The organism is Streptomyces sp. A01 (assembly GCF_059026195.1).
The window spans coordinates 1-18348 of record NZ_JBWLKN010000043.1 but is presented as its reverse complement, the minus strand read 5'-3'; the positions used below and the strand labels follow the sequence as shown (position 1 = coordinate 18348).

General features: G+C 70.1%; 14 protein-coding genes and 5 tRNA genes. 12 read left to right on the top strand and 7 right to left on the bottom strand.

Going from position 1 to position 18348, the window contains the following annotated elements:
• Positions 1-10: 10 nt before the first annotated feature.
• The 5 genes from AC5P1B_RS33490 to AC5P1B_RS33470 form a co-directional block, all read right to left on the bottom strand.
• On the bottom strand, positions 11-3175 hold the full coding sequence (locus AC5P1B_RS33490) for a sensor histidine kinase (protein WP_493891779.1): 3165 nt from the start codon (positions 3173-3175) through the stop codon (positions 11-13).
• A gap of 363 nt (positions 3176-3538) precedes the next feature.
• Positions 3539-4120, bottom strand: coding sequence for a GTP-binding protein (locus AC5P1B_RS33485; protein ID WP_493891778.1), 582 nt, complete (start codon positions 4118-4120; stop codon positions 3539-3541).
• A complete protein-coding gene (locus AC5P1B_RS33480) occupies positions 4101-4511 on the bottom strand; it encodes a DUF742 domain-containing protein (RefSeq protein ID WP_493891777.1) in 411 nt (136 codons plus the stop codon). Before AC5P1B_RS33480 ends, AC5P1B_RS33485 begins: the two co-directional genes overlap by 20 nt.
• A gap of 91 nt (positions 4512-4602) precedes the next feature.
• Positions 4603-5016, bottom strand: coding sequence for a roadblock/LC7 domain-containing protein (locus AC5P1B_RS33475; RefSeq protein WP_493891799.1), 414 nt, complete (start codon positions 5014-5016; stop codon positions 4603-4605).
• 49 nt (positions 5017-5065) lie between these two features.
• On the bottom strand, positions 5066-9289 hold the full coding sequence (locus tag AC5P1B_RS33470; protein ID WP_493891776.1) for a nitrate- and nitrite sensing domain-containing protein: 4224 nt from the start codon (positions 9287-9289) through the stop codon (positions 5066-5068).
• Positions 9290-9819: 530 nt separating this feature from the next.
• Here AC5P1B_RS33470 and AC5P1B_RS33465 point away from each other — a divergent pair.
• The 8 genes from AC5P1B_RS33465 (at position 9820) to AC5P1B_RS33430 (ending at position 13177) form a co-directional block, all read left to right on the top strand.
• Positions 9820-9999 (top strand): hypothetical protein, encoded by a 180-nt coding sequence (locus AC5P1B_RS33465; protein ID WP_493891775.1) that lies wholly within the window; start codon positions 9820-9822, stop codon positions 9997-9999.
• Between the two features lie 241 nt (positions 10000-10240).
• Complete coding sequence (locus AC5P1B_RS33460) at positions 10241-11023, top strand: fumarylacetoacetate hydrolase family protein (protein ID WP_493891774.1); 783 nt, start codon at positions 10241-10243, stop codon at positions 11021-11023.
• Positions 11016-12482 (top strand): glutamate--tRNA ligase, encoded by a 1467-nt coding sequence (gene gltX / locus AC5P1B_RS33455; protein WP_493891773.1) that lies wholly within the window; start codon positions 11016-11018, stop codon positions 12480-12482. Before AC5P1B_RS33460 ends, gltX begins: the two co-directional genes overlap by 8 nt.
• Before the next feature lie 192 nt (positions 12483-12674).
• Positions 12675-12746: transfer RNA gene (locus AC5P1B_RS33450), tRNA-Gln, on the top strand.
• A gap of 53 nt (positions 12747-12799) precedes the next feature.
• A tRNA-Glu gene (locus AC5P1B_RS33445) sits at positions 12800-12872 on the top strand.
• Between the two features lie 62 nt (positions 12873-12934).
• A tRNA-Glu gene (locus AC5P1B_RS33440) sits at positions 12935-13007 on the top strand.
• A 13-nt stretch (positions 13008-13020) separates the two neighbouring features.
• Positions 13021-13092, top strand: a tRNA-Gln gene (locus AC5P1B_RS33435).
• Positions 13093-13104: 12 nt separating this feature from the next.
• Positions 13105-13177, top strand: a tRNA-Glu gene (locus AC5P1B_RS33430).
• Between the two features lie 459 nt (positions 13178-13636).
• On the opposite strand, the gene ndgR is transcribed toward AC5P1B_RS33430, so the two are convergent.
• Positions 13637-14353 (bottom strand): IclR family transcriptional regulator NdgR, encoded by a 717-nt coding sequence (ndgR, locus tag AC5P1B_RS33425; protein WP_493891772.1) that lies wholly within the window; start codon positions 14351-14353, stop codon positions 13637-13639.
• A gap of 146 nt (positions 14354-14499) precedes the next feature.
• Between ndgR and leuC the strand changes: the two genes are divergently transcribed.
• The 4 genes from leuC (at position 14500) to AC5P1B_RS33405 (ending at position 17722) form a co-directional block, all read left to right on the top strand.
• Positions 14500-15924 (top strand): 3-isopropylmalate dehydratase large subunit, encoded by a 1425-nt coding sequence (gene leuC, locus AC5P1B_RS33420; RefSeq protein ID WP_493891771.1) that lies wholly within the window; start codon positions 14500-14502, stop codon positions 15922-15924.
• A gap of 6 nt (positions 15925-15930) precedes the next feature.
• Positions 15931-16524: a 3-isopropylmalate dehydratase small subunit gene (gene leuD, locus AC5P1B_RS33415; protein WP_493891770.1), complete on the top strand. Its 594-nt coding sequence runs from the start codon at positions 15931-15933 to the stop codon at positions 16522-16524.
• Positions 16525-16649: 125 nt separating this feature from the next.
• Positions 16650-16895, top strand: coding sequence for an SCO5555 family protein (locus AC5P1B_RS33410; protein WP_493891769.1), 246 nt, complete (start codon positions 16650-16652; stop codon positions 16893-16895).
• A gap of 125 nt (positions 16896-17020) precedes the next feature.
• Positions 17021-17722 (top strand): HU family DNA-binding protein, encoded by a 702-nt coding sequence (locus AC5P1B_RS33405; protein ID WP_493891768.1) that lies wholly within the window; start codon positions 17021-17023, stop codon positions 17720-17722.
• Positions 17723-17878: 156 nt separating this feature from the next.
• On the opposite strand, the gene AC5P1B_RS33400 is transcribed toward AC5P1B_RS33405, so the two are convergent.
• Complete coding sequence (locus tag AC5P1B_RS33400) at positions 17879-18082, bottom strand: hypothetical protein (protein ID WP_493891767.1); 204 nt, start codon at positions 18080-18082, stop codon at positions 17879-17881.
• Positions 18083-18348 lie beyond the last annotated feature (266 nt).

Genomic DNA, 18348 nt, shown 5'->3' with positions numbered 1-18348 from the left:
CGGGCTCACACTAACGCTCCTGATCGTAGGTGCTGCCGGGGCCGTAGCCCTGTTGGTCATGCTGGTCCTGCGTGGTGCTCTCGGCGCTCGCGTTCCGGCCCTGCTGGACCCCGCGCCGCAGGTTACTCAACCTGCCGCGGACGTCCTCGGGGGCCCGTGAGATCTGCGGGCCGCCCTGCTGGCTCTCCTCGGCGGTGCCCTCGACCAGGTTGGCCTTCGGTACCCGCCGGGGCAGACCGGACGGAGTGATTCCGCCTGCCTTCGGCTCGCGGAGCTGCTCGGCGCGGTGCCAGCGCTCGTCATTGGCCGACTGCCAGGAGGAGTCGTCGCGCTGCTCCGGCTCTCCAGACTCCTCGGGTGCTGTGTCTGCTGTCTCGGTACTGTCCGCGGCGTCCGCGTCCGCGTCTTGCCATTGCTTGTCACGGCGCGGGAGACCAGCGCCGGTGACCGAGCGGACGCCACTGGGCGCAGGGCCCGGACGGTGGAACTCTACGCGGTCCGAGGCTTCTTGCGTAGCGTTCGGAACAGCTTCCGGTTCGGTTCCGTATCCGTCGTCGAACCGATTGTCGTAGCCGTTGGGCGCCGCCCACTCACCCTGGTGAGCAGGGGCGTTGTAGTCGGCGTACGGCTGCTGCGTGGCATCGGCCTGGTCCCCGTAGGGAGCTTCCGGATAGCCGTCGTCCCGGTAACCGGACGGCGCTTGCCGGTAACCGCCGTCCGGGCCCGCCCCGGCCCCGGATTCGTCGCGGAAGTCCGCCGCCTGCTGCCCGTACGGAGCGCCCTGGCCGTCGTCCGGGTAGTCGGTGTAAGCGGGGCCCGCGCGGTTCCCGTACGGAGCGTCCTGGGCGGCCCCGTAGGGCGCCTGCCGCGCGTCGTCCCCGTACGGGGCGCCGTCGGCCTCCTGGGCGTTGTAGCCGCCGTCGTAGCGCGCGTCGTTGAAGCCGAGCTCCGCCGCCGTGCGCTGGGTGCCGAGCCCCTGGGGCAGGTAGTGGTCGGCGGGCTGCTCGACGATGGGGGAGACGGTGAAGTCGTCCTCGACGAAGTCGTCGCCGCCACCGCCGTGCGTGATCGGCTCGGGCAGCATGACGAGCGAGGTGGTGCCCGCCTGCTCACCGGAGGGGCGCAGCTGCACCCGGATGCCGTGCCGATTGGCCAGGCGGCCGACCACGAACAGGCCCATGCGCTGCGAGATCGCCACGTCGACGGTCGGCGGGTGGGCGAGCTTGTGGTTGATGTCCGCGAAGTCCTCGGCGGTGAGGCCGATCCCCTTGTCGTGGATCTCGACCATCACCCGGCCGTCGGGCAGCCGGGTCGCGGTGACCCGCACCTTGGTGTGCGGTGAGGAGAAGGTGGTGGCGTTCTCCAGCAGCTCGGCGAGCAGGTGCACGAGGTCGGTCACGGCGTTGCCGTGGATCTCGCTCTCCGGGACGCCGGTCAGCTCGATGCGCTCGTAGTTCTCCACCTCGGAGGAGGCCGCGCGCAGCACGTCCACCAGAGGTACCGGCTGGTTCCACCGGCGCCCCGGCTCCTCACCGGCGAGCACCAGCAGGTTCTCGCCGTTGCGGCGCATGCGGGTCGCCAGGTGGTCCATCCGGAACAGGTTTTCCAGCTGGTCCGGGTCGGCCTCGTTGTTCTCCAGCGTGCTGATCAGCGTCAGCTGCCGCTCGATGAGGCCCTGGTTACGGCGCGAGAGGTTGGTGAAGATCGCGTTGACGTTGCCCCGCAGCAGAGCCTGCTCGGCGGCGAGCCGCACCGCTTCCCTGTGCACCTGGTCGAACGCCCGGGCGACCTCGCCGATCTCGTCCCGCGAGGTGATCGGGATCGGCTGTACCCGGGTGTCCACCCGGCCCGGCTCGGTCCGGGAGAGTTGGTCGACCAGCTCGGGCAGCCGCTGTTCGGCGACGTCGAAGGCGGCGTTGCGCAGGCGGCGCATGCTGCGGCTCATGGAGCGGGCCATCATCCCGGCCACGATGAACGCGACGAGGAGCGCGAAGAGCACGATCGCGGAGTTCACGAAGGTGTCCCGCTTGGCGTCCGAGGAGATCTGCGAGGCCTCGGCGACCGCCTTGTCCACCAGGCTCTTCTCCACCGAGCGGTAGGCGTCGAACTTGGCCGTCGCGGTGGCGAACCAGGCTTCCTGAGTGATGCCCTGCGCCTTCAGCTCAGAGGGCTTGGCGCCCGAGCCGATGGCCTTGATCATGGCTTCCATGGACGGCGGCGGCACGAACTTCTTGCCGTCGGACTCGGCCTCGGCCTCGGCCTTCGCCTCGGCGACCCGCCGCTTGCCGTCCTTCTCCGCCTTCGTCAGAGCCGCCTTGAGGCGGGCGGTGTCCTCCGCCAGGCCGCCGGACTCGAACTCGACCAGGGCGATTCGCTCCAGGTACGCGTACGAGGAGAAGGCGGTCAGCTGGGCCTGCCGGTCCGCGGCGCTGGGGCCGGGCTTGACCAGCAGGTGGCTGCCGATGGAACGCTGCAGCGACTCGGCGGCCTTGGCCAGCGAGATCGCGTAGACGGTGCGGCCGTACGAGGTGATGTTGCCGGTGCCCAGACCGAGCTCGTTGGCGAACTCCATCAGCGGGTGCTGGACGGTGACGTAGCCCTCTTCGGTCTGCACGCCCGCCAGCCGCGAGGTGTACGCGTTCTGGCGCAGCGTGGCGAGGCGCGGCTCGACGGACCTGAACGCCTTCAGGCGGCGCTGGAGGCCCGCCTCGTCGGGCATGGCGTCGACGGCCTCGTCGAACTCGGCGGCGGCGTTGTCCGTGGCCGTACGCGCCTGCTTCACGGCGTCGGTGGAACCGCCGGTGAGGAGCGGAACCGCAGAAACGTCACGCTCGATTTTCAGAGCCTGACCGTAGGTGGCGGCGGCCCGCACCAGACGTGCGGTGTCCTCCGCCTCCTGGGCCTCGGTCCAGGTCTTCACGGACGAGGCGACCTGGAAGCCGCCGAAGACCAGTGCGACCAGCACTGGAATCAGCAGAATCGCGTTCAGCCGGACCGGCACCCGCCAGTTGCGCGGGGACCACTTGCTCCCGCTGGGGCCCGGGGACTCGGGTACGGGTACGTCAGAGGGCGACGCCGCTGTGCGCGGTGGCGGCGTGAAATTGCCCCGCGCCTGGCCCTGATCGGCCTCCGGCTTGAGCTTTCCTGCCGCGGGCGCCGTTGTGCTTCGCCTCACTCGACCAACAACCTCTCGGCGTCGGCACCTGATGTTGTGCCGTTCTCAGCTGAGCCCTTACTGCTCAGTTCAGCGAATTCCAGCACGTCAGGCAGGCGCATTCCAAACAGTGAGCAGCACGGACAGAGGGCTGTCGGCCACTGAGATAAAACGGGCGTTAAGGGCGAGCGGTCGCAAAATTCAGGCAAAATGTATGCGCAGTGAAACCAATTGGTCGCTGTGCGTATCGCTCGGGCCGGGTAATTCTCTGTCGAAACGTTATGAATCCACGAGCCATCCACGAGCCCATCGTGTCAAAGGACACAATGCCGCCCGCAATGCGGCCCCAGAAAGCCGACCCGGGTAACTTCCGTGCTCGATACGTTACTTGAGCCGGGCCATCAAAGCGTGCTCAACGAGGGTGATAAGCGCACTCTTCGTCTCGCTGCGGTGCCGGGCGTCGGTGACGATGATCGGCGTGTCCGGGCCGATCTGGAGTGCTTCGCGCACCTCATCGGGGGTGTAGGGCTGATGACCGTTGAACCCGTTGAGGGCGATGACGAACGGCAGCCCGGAGTTCTCGAAGTAGTCGACGGCGGGGAAGCAGTCCGCGAGCCGCCGGGTGTCCACCAGGACGATGGCACCGATGGCGCCGCGGACCAGATCGTCCCACATGAACCAGAAACGGTCCTGGCCGGGTGTGCCGAACAGATAAAGGATCAGGTCGTCATCGAGCGTGATACGGCCGAAGTCCATCGCCACGGTCGTCGTGGTCTTGTCCTGAACGTGGCTCAAATCGTCGATCCCCGCCGAAGCGGAGGTCATCACGGCCTCGGTGCGCAGCGGGCTGATCTCCGAGACCGCGCCGACAAAGGTGGTCTTGCCCACGCCGAAGCCACCGGCCACCACGATCTTCGCAGAGGTGGTGGAACGGGGGGCCTCACCACTAGAGCTTGCGAAGTCCACTGAGCACCCTTTCGAGCAGAGTCACGTCAGGCGTGCCACCGGATTCGGAACTTCCGCCAGGCTGATGGATCGCGACCATGCCGGCCTCGGCCAGGTCGGCGACGAGGATGCGGGCCACCCCGAGCGGTATCGCCAGCAGCGCGGAGACCTCGGCGACCGACTTGACCTCACGGCACAGGTGGCAGATCCGCTGGTGCTCGGGCAGCAGGCCCTGCAGGTGCGCCGGGTCGGCCGTCGTGCTGACCAGCGCCTCGATGGCGAGCTGGTAGCGGGGCCGGGTGCGACCTCCGGTCATCGCGTACGGGCGCACCAGCGGCTGGTCGCCTTCATCCCCGTACGGTGCGTGATGAGACGCACCGTACGGGCCGGTCGAGGCAGCGGGCGGGTTCATTGGGTCCTCCGGTCGGACAGCAGGCTGGCGGTGGTGCCGTCGGTCGGTGCCGGTGGGGTGGCGATGGAGCTGGACGGACGGTGGCGGGCAGTCAGTTCAGGAGAGTGCCCTGCAGTTCGGCGCGCAGGTCGGGGGTGAGGACCCCGCCGGTGCGGTCGACAAGGAGGGCCATTTCGTAGCCGACGAGGCCGATGTCGCATTCCGGGTGGGCGAGGACGGCCAGGGACGAGCCGTCCGAGATGGACATGATGAAGAGGAAGCCGCGTTCCATCTCGACCACGGTCTGGTTGACGGAGCCGCCCTCGAAGATGCGGGAGGCTCCGGCCGTCAGCGACGTCAGACCGGAGGCGACGGCCGCCAGCTGATCGGCCCGGTCGCGGGGGAATCCTTCGGACATCGCCAAAAGGAGCCCGTCGGCGGAAACCACCACCGTGTGCGACACCCCTGGGGTGTTGTCGACGAAGTTGGTGATCAACCAGTTCAGGTTCTGCGCGGCCTGGCTCATCGGACTCAACTAACGCTCCTGCTGGTAAAAGTGGTCAAAACCGCGATCCTCATGGCCGCCCGTCCGTTCCGGCCTGACGGCCCTGCTGGATGCCTCGACGAAGGTTGGTCAGTCGCCCGCGTACGTCGTCCGGCGCACGCGACACCTGGGGGCCGGCCTGGTGGGTCTGCTCCTCGGCGGTGCCGTCGACCAGGTTGGCACGCGGCACCCGGCGGGGCAGCCCCGAGGCGGTCACACCCCCGGCGGCGGGCTCGCGGAGCTGCTCGGCCCGCCGCCACCGCTCGTCGTTCGGGGAGGAGCGCCAAGCCGTGCCGCCACCCGCCGCCGGCGCGGTGTCCGGCGCCGCCTGCGTCCGCACCGGCTGCTCGGACGTACGCTCGCGCGCGTCCTGCGACCGGGGCTCACGCTGGGGCAGCGACGGGGCGGAACCGGTGGGCTCCGGCGCCCCGTGCGGGGCGCCGTTCCCGGCAGGTCCGCCATCGGGCTCCGCTGCGGGAACCGTCGGCTGACCGGGCTGCGCGGGGCTCTGCGGGCTGCGGAACCAGTTGGACTCGATCGTGTCGAAGATGGGGGTGCCCCCATCGTCGAAGCCCTGCGGCAGCGGCAGTTCGCCGGTGAGGTGGTCCTGCTCCGGCGCCGGGCCGCGGCTCTCGCGCGGCGCGCCGCCCAGACCCACTCCCGGGCCGCCCTGGTAGGCGGTGGCCGCCCCGCGCCCGGGGGGCGGGCCGTTGAAGTCGGGCCGGTCGAACCGCGTCGTGTCGCCGGGGCCCGCCTGCGCGCCGCCGACGGGGCCGGGCTGCGGGTACTCGCCGGTGTCGGCGGGACGGGGCGCCGCGTACTCGCCGGTGGTGCTGGTGTCGGCGATGCCGGGGCGTGCGTACGACCCGGTGTCGGTGGGACGGGGCTGCGGGTACTCGCCGGTGTCAGTGGGGCGCGGCGCCGCGTACTCGCCGGTGTCGGCGGGTCCGCCACCCGGCAGGCTGAACTGCCCCGTGTCGCCGGGGCCGCCCGACCCGCCGCGCGGGAGGGCGAACTGACCGGTGTCACCGGGGCCGCGACCGGCAGCGGGCCGGTCCTGCTGCGGGGGCCGGGCGAACTGGCCAGTATCGCCCTGTCCGCCCTGTCCGCCCTGTCCGGCGGCGGGGCCCGGCTGGGCGTACTCACCGGTGTCACGGGTGGCCGGGCGGGGGTACCCGCCGGTGTCCTCGCCGCGCCGTGGCGCGAACACGCTCGTGTCCCCCGCTCCGTGGTCGCCACGCGTGCTCCCGGGGACGGCGAACTCGCCGGTGTCGCCGGGACCGCCCGCCGCGCCGCGCGGGAACGGCGGCGTGGTGTCGATGTCCTCGTGGCCGCGCGCGGCGTCCGCGTCGTGGTCGGCGGCGGGCCAGTCGTCCGCGGCGGCGGCGCGCCGGGCACCCCAGTTCGTGCCGGGCCGCTGCGCGTCGCTGTCCGCGCCCTGCGCGCCGGGGCCTTCGGCCACCGCCGGGCGGGGCGCGCCGGGCAGCTCGGGAGCCGGGCCGCGCTGCGACAGCTGCGGGCGTCGGCCCGGGTCGCCGGAGGAGCCACCGGGGCGCCCGGCGTTCGCGGGGGCGCCGGTCGGCGGGGCGATGGTCGGCTGGTTGCCCTGCCGGTCCTTGCCGCCCGGCCGGTCCTGCCGGTTCTGGCTGCCCGGCCGGTCCTGACGGTTCCGGTTGTCCTGGTTGTCGCGTGCGGGCAGGGCGGGGTGCGTACCGGTGGCGGGACTCCCGTCCTGGTTCGCGTTCGCGGCGTTACGCGCGCCAGCGCGGCTGCCGCCGAAGAAGTCACCGGTCGTCGCGGGGGTGTTGTCCGCCCCGCTGGCCCGGTTGCCGCTTCCGCCGCCGAAGAAGTCACCGGCACCGGCGCCCGATCCGCCCCCGTTGCCGCCGGGCACGGAGGCACCGACAGGGCGGGAGGGCAGGCCACTGCTGGACATCCCGGGACGGCCGCTCTGGCCGCTCGGCTGCTGACGGCCGGGGCTGCTGGAGCCGCCCGCGGGCGCGCCGCCGCGCGGCGCGGGGCCACCGTTGCCGGGGAGCGCGGGCCGCTGGCCGGAGCCCGGCATCTGGCGGCGCGAGGACGTGGAGCCGAGCGGCCCAGCCGACCCGTTGCCGTTGCCGGGGGAGCCCGGCTTGCCGAGGGCGGGCGCGGTCGAGCCGGACACCGGAGGGGCGCCCTTCTTGCCGCCGCCCTGCGCGACGTCGACCGGCAGCATGACCAGCGCCGTGGTGCCGCCCGAGTCGGACGGCCGCAGCTGGATGCGGATGCCGTGCCGCAGCGACAGCCGGCCGACCACGAACAGGCCCATGCGGCGGGAGACCGACACATCGACGGTGGGCGGGCTGGCCAGCCGCTCGTTGATCGCGGCGAGGTCTTCCGGTGAGAGGCCGATGCCGGTGTCGTGGATCTCCACGAGCACCCGCCCGTCGGGCAGCGCGTGCCCGGTGACCTTCACCTTCGTCTGCGGCGAGGAGAACGAGGTGGCGTTCTCCAGCAGCTCGGCGAGCAGGTGCACGAGGTCGTTGACGACCCGGCCCGCGACCTCGGTGCCGGGAACGGAGCTGAGCTCGATCCGCTCGTACTGCTCCACCTCCGACGCCGCGGCGCGCAGCACGTCCACCAGGGGGACGGGGCGGGTCCAGCGGCGGCCGGGCTCTTCACCGGCGAGGACGAGGAGGTTCTCACCGTTACGGCGCATACGCGTCGCGAGGTGGTCCAGCTTGAACAGCGAGGAGAGCTGGTCCGGGTCGGCCTCGCGGCTCTCCAGCTCGGAGATGAGCGAGAGCTGGCGCTGGATGAGGCCCTGGCTGCGGCGCGAGAGGTTGGTGAACATCGCGTTGACGTTGCCTCGCAGCAGCGCCTGCTCGGCGGCGAGCCGGACCGCTTCGCGGTGCACGTCGTCGAACGCCGCGGCGACCTTTCCGATCTCGTCCCGGCTGTGCACACCCACCGACTCCACGGACGTGTCCACGTCCTGCGGGTCGTGCTCGGACAGCTGCTTGACCAGCTCGGGCAGCCGCTGCTGGGCGACGTCCTGCGCGGTGTCCTGCAGCCGTCGCAGCGAGCGCACCATGGAGCGGGAGACGACGAAGGCGCCGACGAGCGAGATGCCGAGCACCAGCAGGATGAGCGCACCGTTGATGAACGCGTCCTGCTTGGCGTCCGCCCGCAGCTCGCGCGCCTTCTGCTCCATCTCCGTCAGCAGCGTCTGCTCGATCTTCGACATCGCTTCGAGCTTGATGGTGTCCTGGTCGTACCAGTCCATGTACGTGCGGTCTTCGGACGCCAGCCCGGCGTCGTCGCGCAGGATGCGCAGCGCGTACTTGTTGGCCGCGGTGATGTCGGTGTTGCCGCCGTTGAGCGGGGACAGCAGCTCGGGGGAGTCGCCGGGGCGGATCTGCGTGAACCGGCGGAGCGCCTGCTCCTCCTTGTCGAGCGCCGTCCTGGTGTAGCGGCGGTCGTTCGCGGAGAGCTTGGCCTTCTTCGGCTGCGCCAGCCCGGCGCTGATGGAGGCGCGCTGGATCGACGCGTACTCCTTGGCCGACGAGAAGGTGGCGAGCGCGCGCGTCTTGCTGATCATCGCGCTGTTGCTGGTCGCCTGCGCCATGTCCTGGGACAGCGACAGCAGCGAGGTGATCAGCTCGTTGTAGCTGACCACGGTCTGCGAGGTGTACTCCGGGTCGGAGTAGGCGTCCTTGCGGATCTCCTGGATCTTGGCAAGCTGCTTCTTGATGTCCACCAGCGTGGACTGCACGCCGGTCACCGTCGGGTCGACCGGGTCGATGCCGTCGGTGGCCCGGGTGAACGCCAGGAGCGCCTGGTCGGTGCGCTGCCGCGGGGCGACCACCTGGTCGTCCTTGGCGTCGCCGGCACCTGCCAGCGGACCGGCGGACCTGTCCCGCTCCTCCTGGAGCGCGTCGGCGAGCTGGGTCGCCTGCTGCGTCATCTCGGTGAGCAGCTTCATGTGGTCCAGCTGCTCGATCTTGTCCATCGAGCTCTGGATACGCAGACCACCCAGCGTCGTCGCCGCGACCACGGGAAGCGCGAGCAGCGAGACAAGCCGGGTGCTGATCTTCCAGTTGCGCAGGGCTATTCGCGGGCCAGGCCCGGTGGGAGCCTTTGGCTTCGGCTGCTCGGCGGACTCATCGCCGCCAGGCGTGTTCGTCCGCGTACTGGCTTCCGCACCGCGGTCGGAACCACCGCGCGGCTCGGGGTCCGCCGCAGCGTTGCCATCCCTCTTGAAACGTCCCTGCACTAGCGTCGCAACCTCTGGACCAGGCGTCCCCCCGTGGATACGGCGGGACGGTGTCGAGTCGTGAGTGACCGGCGCGCTTGCCTTTCTCGTGGAAAGAGGAGCCGCCGCCTTCGGCGCCTCTTCGCGCCCCCTGCGCGCCAGCTGAATCCTGTCGGCGGTCCGGGGAATTCCAGCACAGTGCCGGATGCTCCAACAAGAGCCGTGGGTGACGCCATGGGGCTTGTGACTCAATGCGAGCGTTTGATGACCGGTTGTGGACAACAATGTCTGAGATATCGGGCTATTAGCCGCGCTCCCCTCAGGGCCACCGCGTGTCCGGGTAGCGATGATCAAGAGCGGAACGTCAGCTTCAGCTACGAATTGCCCGTTTCGCGGTGTCCTGTTGAGTGCCTGGAATGCGGCATTTGCCGGGGTCTTCGTGAGGAAACTCACACGTCAGGCATGACTGGGCTCGCAGATTCCTGGGGAAAGCCGCGTTTAGCCTGACGCTTTACACCCGATCCCGAAACGACAAGGACGAGGCAGAACCAGTGAAGACGACGATGATGTTCCGGAACATAGCCAACCCGCGGCGCACCACCCTGGCCCACCTCAAGGACGCCGAGGAGCTGCAGCCCACCCCTGCGGACGAGCAGCAGGAACACCCCGTCGAGCTCCCCACGCAGACCGCGAACCCGCGCCGCACCATCCTGATGGACGCCCCGCAGTAGCCCCAGTTCGCCCCAGCGGACTCACCGGCCCGCCGGTTCACCGCTCGGCTCCGGCGTCCCACCGGTTCACCGCTCGGCCCCAGCGTCCCGCGGCGCCCCGGTGCCCTCGCCAGATCCTGCCCCACCCGCCGCCGCGCCGGCCCCGGCGACCGGCGCGCCGCGAGCGCACGCACGCCGAAAACGGGGCGATAGCCTGGAGCGTCAGACTCCAGCCAGTGATCAGTGAGGGGCAGCACCTCCCGTGCGCATCGCCAGATTCTCCATCGACGGCAACGTCGCGTTCGGAGTCGTGGAGGGGGACGCCGCGACAGAAGGCGGCCCCGTCCTCGACATCATCAAGGGACATCCCTTCGCCGAATTCGAGCGCTCGGGCCAGAAGGTCCCGCTGGACAAGGTGCGGCTGCTGCCGCCCGTGCTCCCGAACAAGGTCGTCGCCATCGGCCGCAACTACGCCGAACACGCCGCCGAGCTGGGCCACGAGGTCCCCGACATCCCCGTCACGTTCTTCAAGCCCTCCACCTCGGTGACCGGCCCCGGCGACCCGATCGCCTACCCCGCCTTCTCGGAGGAGCTGCACCACGAGGCCGAGCTGGCCGTCGTGATCGGCCGGATGTGCCGGGAGGTCCCGCGCGAGCGCGCACGCGAAGTGATCCTCGGCTACACCTGCGCGAACGACGTCACCGCGCGTGACGTGCAGCGCCGCGAGCAGCAGTGGGCCCGCGCCAAGGGCTTCGACACCTCCTGCCCGCTCGGCCCCTGGGTGGAGACCGACGTCGAACCCGGCGACCTGGCGATCATGTGCACCGTCAACGGCGAACAGCGGCAACTGGGCCGCACCAGCGAGATGGTCCGCTCCGTCGAGGAGCTGATCGTGCACATCACCGAGGCCATGACGCTGCTCCCGGGCGACGTCATCCTCACGGGCACCCCGGCCGGAGTCGGGCCGCTCAACGTCGGCGACGAGGTCGCCGTCACCATCGAAGGCATCGGCACTCTCACCAACAAGGTGATCAAGCGTGGCTAGCGCATCTCCCGTACGCGTCCGTTTCTGTCCCTCGCCGACCGGTAACCCCCACGTGGGACTGGTCCGCACCGCCCTGTTCAACTGGGCTTTCGCCCGCCACCACGGCGGCACCCTGGTCTTCCGCATCGAGGACACCGACGCGGCGCGCGACTCGGAGGAGAGCTACCAGCAGCTCCTCGACGCGATGCGCTGGCTCGGCTTCGACTGGGACGAGGGCCCCGAGGTCGGCGGCCCGCATGCCCCGTACCGCCAGTCGCAGCGCGTGGACCTCTACGCGGACGTCGCCCGCAAGCTCCAGGAGCGCGGCTTCGCGTACCCCTGCTACTGCACCACCGAGGAGCTGGACGCCCGCCGCGACGCCGCGCGCAAGGCGGGCAAGCCGTCGGGCTACGACGGCAAGTGCCGCGCCCTCACGCCTGAGCAGATCGCCGCCTACGGAGCCGAGGGCCGCACCTCGATCGTGCGGTTCCGGATGCCCGACACCCCGATCACCTTCACCGACCTGGTGCGCGGCGAGCTGACCTTCACCCCGGAGAACGTGCCGGACTTCGGCATCGTCCGGGCCAACGGGGCCCCGCTCTACACGCTGGTCAACCCGGTCGACGACGCGCTGATGGAGATCACGCACGTGCTGCGCGGCGAGGACCTGCTGTCCTCCACCCCGCGCCAGATCGCGCTGTACGCGGCGCTCGCCGAGATCGGTGTGGGCAACGGCACCACCCCCGCCTTCGGGCACCTCCCGTACGTCATGGGCGAGGGCAACAAGAAGCTCTCCAAGCGCGACCCGCAGGCCTCGCTCAACCTCTACCGCGAGCGCGGCTTCCTCCCCGAGGGGCTGCTGAACTACCTGTCCCTGCTCGGCTGGTCCCTCGCTGAGGACCGGGACATCTTCTCCATGGACGAGATGATCGCGGCCTTCGACATCGCCGACGTGAACGCCAACCCGGCGCGCTTCGACCTGAAGAAGTGCGAGGCCATCAACGCCACGCACCTGCGGGACCTCGCGCCGGAGGAGTTCGTACGGCGCCTCGTGCCGTTCCTGTTCCCCGACCGCGAACCGACCGGCGACGAGCTGGAGCTGCTGGCCAAGGCGGCCCCGCTGACGCAGGAGCGGATGGTGGTGCTCGGCGAGGTCGTCGGCATGCTCGGCTTCCTCTTCGTCAAGCCGGAGGACTTCCAGGTGGACGAGGCCGACGCGGCCAAGGTGCTCACCGAGGACGCCAAGCCGGTGCTCGCCGCCAGCGTCACAGCCCTGGAGCAGCTGGCGGACTTCCAGCCGGACGCCATCCAGGCCACGCTGCGGGAGGCGCTGGTGGACGGGCTGGGGATCAAGCCCAAGTTCGCCTTCACGCCGCTGCGGGTCGCGGTCACCGGTCGGCGCGTCTCGCCGCCGCTGTTCGAGTCCATGGAGCTGCTCGGCCGTGAGGAGACGCTGCGCCGCCTGCGCGCCGCGCTGTAGTCCTCCGGGTGCCGGGAGGCGGCCCCAGCGCGCCTGGGGCCGCCTCCCGGGCGCTCGCACGGCCGGTATCGGTTTTGGTGCGCCGCCCACGTTCAGGTAATGTTCTTCCTGCGCCGCCCACGAGGGACCGACAGGTCCGGATGGAAAGCGCAAACCCAAACAAGAACCCCCAATGAGGGGTTTGAGTTTTGGTGGGCTATGGTGTAATTGGCAGCACGACTGATTCTGGTTCAGTTAGTCTAGGTTCGAGTCCTGGTAGCCCAGCAAGAGATCTTCATCCGGTCTCTTGATCGCGAAGCTGAGATCGCGAAGTTCAAGCCCCCGTTGTGTAGCGGCCTAGCACGCTGCCCTCTCAAGGCAGTAGCGCCGGTTCGAATCCGGTCGGGGGTACAGATCCTGACTCCGTCACCATCCGGAAATTCCCCGGAGGCGACGACGAATGGATCGCTAGGGCCCCCGTTGTGTAGCGGCCTAGCACGCCGCCCTCTCAAGGCGGTAGCGCCGGTTCGAATCCGGTCGGGGGTACTGGTCTATACCATGGGCTATGGTGTAATTGGCAGCACGAGTGATTCTGGTTCATTTAGTCTAGGTTCGAGTCCTGGTAGCCCAGCGCAGTGCTCTTGCCCCCGTTGTGTAGCGGCCTAGCACGCCGCCCTCTCAAGGCGGTAGCGCCGGTTCGAATCCGGTCGGGGGTACAGAAAGAAAGTGGCTCTCCGTATTTCGCGGAGGGCCACTTTCGCGTTCGCCCGACGTCTGGACGGGCTTTCCCATGAGGCGCTCCGCGGCGCGCGACGTGCTCACCCCGGGCCGGGCCGGGTGCCGCCGACGCGGACGACGGCCTCGTCGTCTCCACCATCGGCACGCGGATCAACCACCTGCGGGCGGTGCGCGATTGGGGCCGCCCCGTGCCCCGCGCGGTTGGGCGGCTCCGTGCCCCGTGGGGGCGCCCCGTGCCCCGTGCCCCGTGGGGGTGCCCCGTGCCCCGTGCCCCGTGGGGGCGGCGCCCCGTGCCCCGTGCTCGCGAGGTCGGCGCCCCCGTGCTCCGTACGCCCGGCAGGGCTCCGTGGTCCGGACCGGGACCTGGGCCCTGCCGGGACCCTGAAGGCTCCGTGGCTCATGACCGCAAGCCCGCAGGGTCCGGCGGGTCCGGCAGGTCAGCTCGTGCGGCGCAGGGCTTCGGAGAGGCGTGCTGCGGCGTCGATGACCGCCTGGGCGTGCATGCGGCCCGGGTGGCGGGTCAGCCGCTCGATCGGGCCTGAGACGGACACGGAGGCGACCACGCGGTTGGAGGGGCCCCGTACGGGCGCGGAGACGGACGCCACGCCCGGTTCCCGCTCACCGATCGACTGGGCCCAGCCCCGGCGCCGTACGCCCGACAGGGCCGTCGCCGTGAACCGGGCACCCTGCAGACCCCGGTGCAGCCGCTCGGGCTCCTCCCAGGCCATCAGGATCTGGGCGGCGGACCCCGCCTTCATGGGCAGCGTGGAGCCGACCGGCACCGTGTCCCGCAGTCCGGACAGCCGTTCCGCGGCGGCGACGCAGATGCGCATGTCGCCCTGCCGCCGGTACAGCTGGGCGCTTTCGCCGGTCACGTCGCGTAGGTGAGTGAGTACGGGGCCTGCCGTGGCGAGCAGCCGGTCCTCGCCCGCGGCGGCCGCGAGCTCGGAGAGCCGCGGGCCGAGGATGAAACGGCCCTGCATGTCACGCGCGACCATCCGGTGGTGCTCAAGGGCTACCGCGAGCCGGTGCGCCGTGGGGCGCGCCAGTCCGGTCGCCGCGACCAGCCCGGCGAGGGTGGCCGGGCCGGACTCCAGAGCGCTCAGTACCAGAGCCGCCTTGTCGAGAACGCCGACGCCGCTAGAGTTGTCCATGCAACGATACTCGCGTCTCACACTGTGAAACGCAAGTTCAAATTCTCGCGGCACCCGCCAGTCTGGAGATGGCGCCGGACATTTCCGACGGCGCTCCCACGAACACACGAGTTGGGTCGGCAGCGACGCCGGCCGGAGGGAAAGCGATGGGACGGACACTCGCGGAGAAGGTCTGGGACGACCATGTCGTCCGGCACGCCGAAGGCGAGCCTGACCTCCTCTTCATCGATCTGCACCTGCTGCACGAGGTGACCAGCCCGCAGGCCTTCGACGGGCTCCGTAAGGCCGGACGCCGGGTGCGGCGCACCGACCTCACCATCGCGACCGAGGACCACAACACCCCCACGCTCGACATCGACAAGCCCATCGCCGACCCGGTCTCCCGGACGCAGCTGGAGACGCTGCGCAAGAACTGCGCGGAGTTCGGAGTGCGGCTGCACCCGCTCGGCGATGTGGAGCAGGGCGTCGTCCATGTGGTGGGCCCGCAGTTGGGACTGACCCAGCCGGGCACCACCGTCGTGTGCGGCGACAGCCACACCTCCACGCACGGTGCCTTCGGCGCCCTGGCGTTCGGCATCGGCACCTCCCAGGTGGAGCACGTGCTGGCCACCCAGACGCTGCCACTGGCCCCGTTCAGGACCATGGCGATCACCGTCGAGGGCGAACTGCCCGAGGACGTCACCGCGAAGGACCTGATCCTCGCGATCATCACCAAGATCGGCACCGGTGGCGGGCAGGGCTACGTCATCGAGTACCGGGGCTCCGCCATCGAGAAGCTGTCGATGGAAGCGCGGATGACCATCTGCAACATGTCCATCGAGGCCGGAGCCCGGGCCGGGATGATCGCACCGGACGAGACCACGTTCGCCTACCTCGAAGGCCGCGACCACGCTCCCCGCGGCGCCGACTGGGACGAGGCCGTCGCGTACTGGCGCACACTGCGCACCGACGACGACGCCGTCTTCGACCACGAGGTCGTCATCGACGCCACCTCCCTCGCGCCGTTCGTCACCTGGGGCACCAACCCCGGCCAGGGCGCGCCGCTGTCGGCCGCCGTGCCCGACCCTGCCTCGTACGAGGACGTCAGCGAGCGGTTCGCCGCAGAAAAGGCCCTGGAGTACATGGGGTTGACGGCGGGTCAGTGGCTGCGTGACATCCGCGTGGACACGGTGTTCGTGGGCTCGTGCACCAACGGCCGGATCGAGGATCTGCGCGCGGCCGCCTCCATCCTGGAGGGCCGCAGCGTCGCCGAAGGGGTGCGGATGCTCGTCGTCCCCGGCTCCGTACGGGTCGCCCTGCAGGCCGTGGCGGAGGGGCTCGACAAGGTGTTCACCGCGGCTGGGGCCGAATGGCGGCACGCGGGTTGCTCGATGTGCCTGGGCATGAACCCGGACCAACTCGCTCCTGGCGAGCGCTCCGCCTCCACCTCCAACCGCAACTTCGAGGGCAGGCAGGGCAAGGGCGGCCGCACCCATCTGGTCTCCCCTCAGGTCGCCGCTGCCACCGCCGTCCTGGGGCACCTCGCCTCGCCCGCCGACCTCGCCCCGTCGACCGCTCCTGTGGGGGTCTGAACAGCCATGGAAGCATTCACCACACACACCGGCCGTGCCGTCCCGCTGCGGCGCAGCAATGTCGACACCGACCAGATCATCCCGGCGCACTGGCTGAAGAAGGTCACCCGGGACGGGTTCGAGGACGGCCTCTTCGAGGCGTGGCGCAAGGACCCCGAGTTCGTGCTGAACCAGCCCGAGCGCACCGGGGCCACAGTGCTGGTCGCCGGGCCCGACTTCGGCACCGGCTCCTCCCGCGAGCACGCGGTGTGGGCGCTGCAGAACTACGGCTTCAAGGCCGTCATCTCCGCCCGATTCGCCGACATCTTCCGCGGCAACTCCCTCAAGAACGGCCTTCTGACGGTCCTGCTGCCGCAGGAGACGGTGGACGCGCTGTGGCAGTTGACCGAGGCCGACCCCACCGCCGAGGTCACGGTGGACCTCGTCGCACGGCAGGTGCGAGCAGCCGGAGTAACGGCTGAATTTGAGCTTGACGAGAACGCCCGTTGGCGGCTGCTTGAAGGGCTGGACGACATCAGCCTGACCCTGAGGCAGGAGCCGGAAATCGCTGCGTATGAGGTGGGCCGACCGGCCTTCAAACCCAGTACGGTGCAGGTCTGACACCCCCGGTGTGCCCTGCGTAGAGCGCGTTTGACACGATGCGTCGCTGGTCCTCGGACCAGCGGCGCATCGGCGTGTTGGAGCCCCATGAGGCGACAACTCGCCGCAGATGGCACAATCAGCGCATGGAACGCGACACCCAACTACAGCTTTACGGGATCGTCGCCGACCGGCTGAAAGAAGCGCATGCAAAGGTGCGCGCACTGCAAGTCCCGGAGGGCGTACGGATGGCGCTGTCCCGGAAGCTGCTGATCATCACGGCGGCAGCCAAGCACGATCTCGCAGACGCGGCGCGGCGTCTGGACCGGTTGATGAACGACCTGGATGAAGGTCGTTTCCCCGAAGATCTCGACGGTGACGGAAGTCCGTGACGGTCGAGTTCATTGCGGCACAAGGGTGATTAGGCCGTTTCGTGTTTGATTTGCGGTATATATCTGCCTAACGTGCGAAAAAGCTAGAACAGATTCGTTCCAGCTATGTCTCCGAAGGGGAAGACGTGAACAAGGCGCAGCTCGTTGAAGCGATTGCCGACAAGCTCGGTGGACGTCAGAACGCCGCAGACGCGGTCGACGCGGTACTCGACGCGGTCGTCCGCGCGGTCGTCGGCGGTGACCGGGTATCGGTCACCGGTTTCGGCTCGTTCGAGAAGGTCGACCGCCCCGCGCGGTACGCCCGCAACCCGCAGACCGGTGAGCGGGTCCGGGTCAAGAAGACCTCGGTGCCGCGTTTCCGCGCGGGCCAGGGCTTCAAGGACCTCGTGAGCGGTTCGAAGAAGCTCCCGAAGAACGACGTGGCCGTGAAGAAGGCCCCCAAGGGCAGCCTCTCGGGCGGTTCTTCCACCCGTACGACGGCCAAGGCGGCCGCGAAGAAGGCCACGGCCAAGAAGGCGACGGCGAAGAAGGCCGCCACCACGGCGAAGAAGACGACGCCGACCGCGAAGAAGACCACCGCCACGGCCAAGAAGGCTCCGGCGAAGAAGACCACGGCGACGACCGCGGCCACGGCCAAGAAGGCTCCGGCGAAGAAGACGACCGCCACGGCCAAGAAGGCCACGCCCGCCAAGAAGGCGGCCACGGCCAAGAAGGCCAGCGCCAAGAAGACCGCGCCCGCGAAGAAGGCGACGGCCAAGAAGGCCCCGGCCCGTAAGACCACGGCCCGCACGACCACCGCCAAGAAGGCGACCGCCAGGAAGAAGTAACCCACGGCGAACGCCGTCCAGCTCAGTACCTCGCCGGGCCGGACTCCCTCAGGGGAGCCCGGCCCGCGGTGCGTTCCAGGGAAGGGCGGTCGGCGGCCCGGGTGGCCTCAGAAAAGCCCAGAAGGACTACGGAGGACTGAGAGGGCTGAGGAGGGCTCAGAAGGTCTGGAGCGTCACGAAGACGACGCGGCGGGCCTCGCCCTCGCCCTCGACGTCGATCCGCACTCGCTGACCGGGGCGCAACAGCCGCAGACCACCGGCGTCGAAGGCCGCCGCGTCGAAGGGCAGCGGGGTGCCGTCGTCGAGCAGCACACTGCCCGCCCGGGTGTCGGGGTCGTACGTATACGCGGTTGCCTGCATACCCAGCAGCGTAGCCCGCGGAGTCCCAGCCGCCACGCGCGCGCCGGCGCTGGGCTTCAGCTTGAAGGCTGGGGTTCAGGAGCCTTGCTGTGCGCGGGGCCAGCACGGGGCGATGGGGGGCGAGGCACGGGGCACGGAGCCGTATGGCGATACGGGGCACGGGGCCGTACGGAGCACGGAGCACGGAGCACGGAGCACGGAGCACGGAGCACGGAGCACGGAGCACGGAGCACGGAGCACGGAGCACGGAGCACGGAGCACGGAGC

What these genes read in the sequence shown, in the direction of transcription:
- AC5P1B_RS33480 (WP_493891777.1), bottom strand. Translation starts at nt 4,511, where the DNA reads ATGAACCCGCCCGCTGCCTCGACCGGCCCGTACGGTGCGTCTCATCAC.
- AC5P1B_RS33475 (WP_493891799.1), bottom strand. Translation starts at nt 5,016, where the DNA reads ATGAGCCAGGCCGCGCAGAACCTGAACTGGTTGATCACCAACTTCGTC.
- ndgR (WP_493891772.1), bottom strand. Translation starts at nt 14,353, where the DNA reads ATGGACAACTCTAGCGGCGTCGGCGTTCTCGACAAGGCGGCTCTGGTA.
- leuC (WP_493891771.1), top strand. Translation starts at nt 14,500, where the DNA reads ATGGGACGGACACTCGCGGAGAAGGTCTGGGACGACCATGTCGTCCGG.
- leuD (WP_493891770.1), top strand. Translation starts at nt 15,931, where the DNA reads ATGGAAGCATTCACCACACACACCGGCCGTGCCGTCCCGCTGCGGCGC.
- AC5P1B_RS33410 (WP_493891769.1), top strand. Translation starts at nt 16,650, where the DNA reads ATGGAACGCGACACCCAACTACAGCTTTACGGGATCGTCGCCGACCGG.
- AC5P1B_RS33400 (WP_493891767.1), bottom strand. Translation starts at nt 18,082, where the DNA reads ATGCAGGCAACCGCGTATACGTACGACCCCGACACCCGGGCGGGCAGT.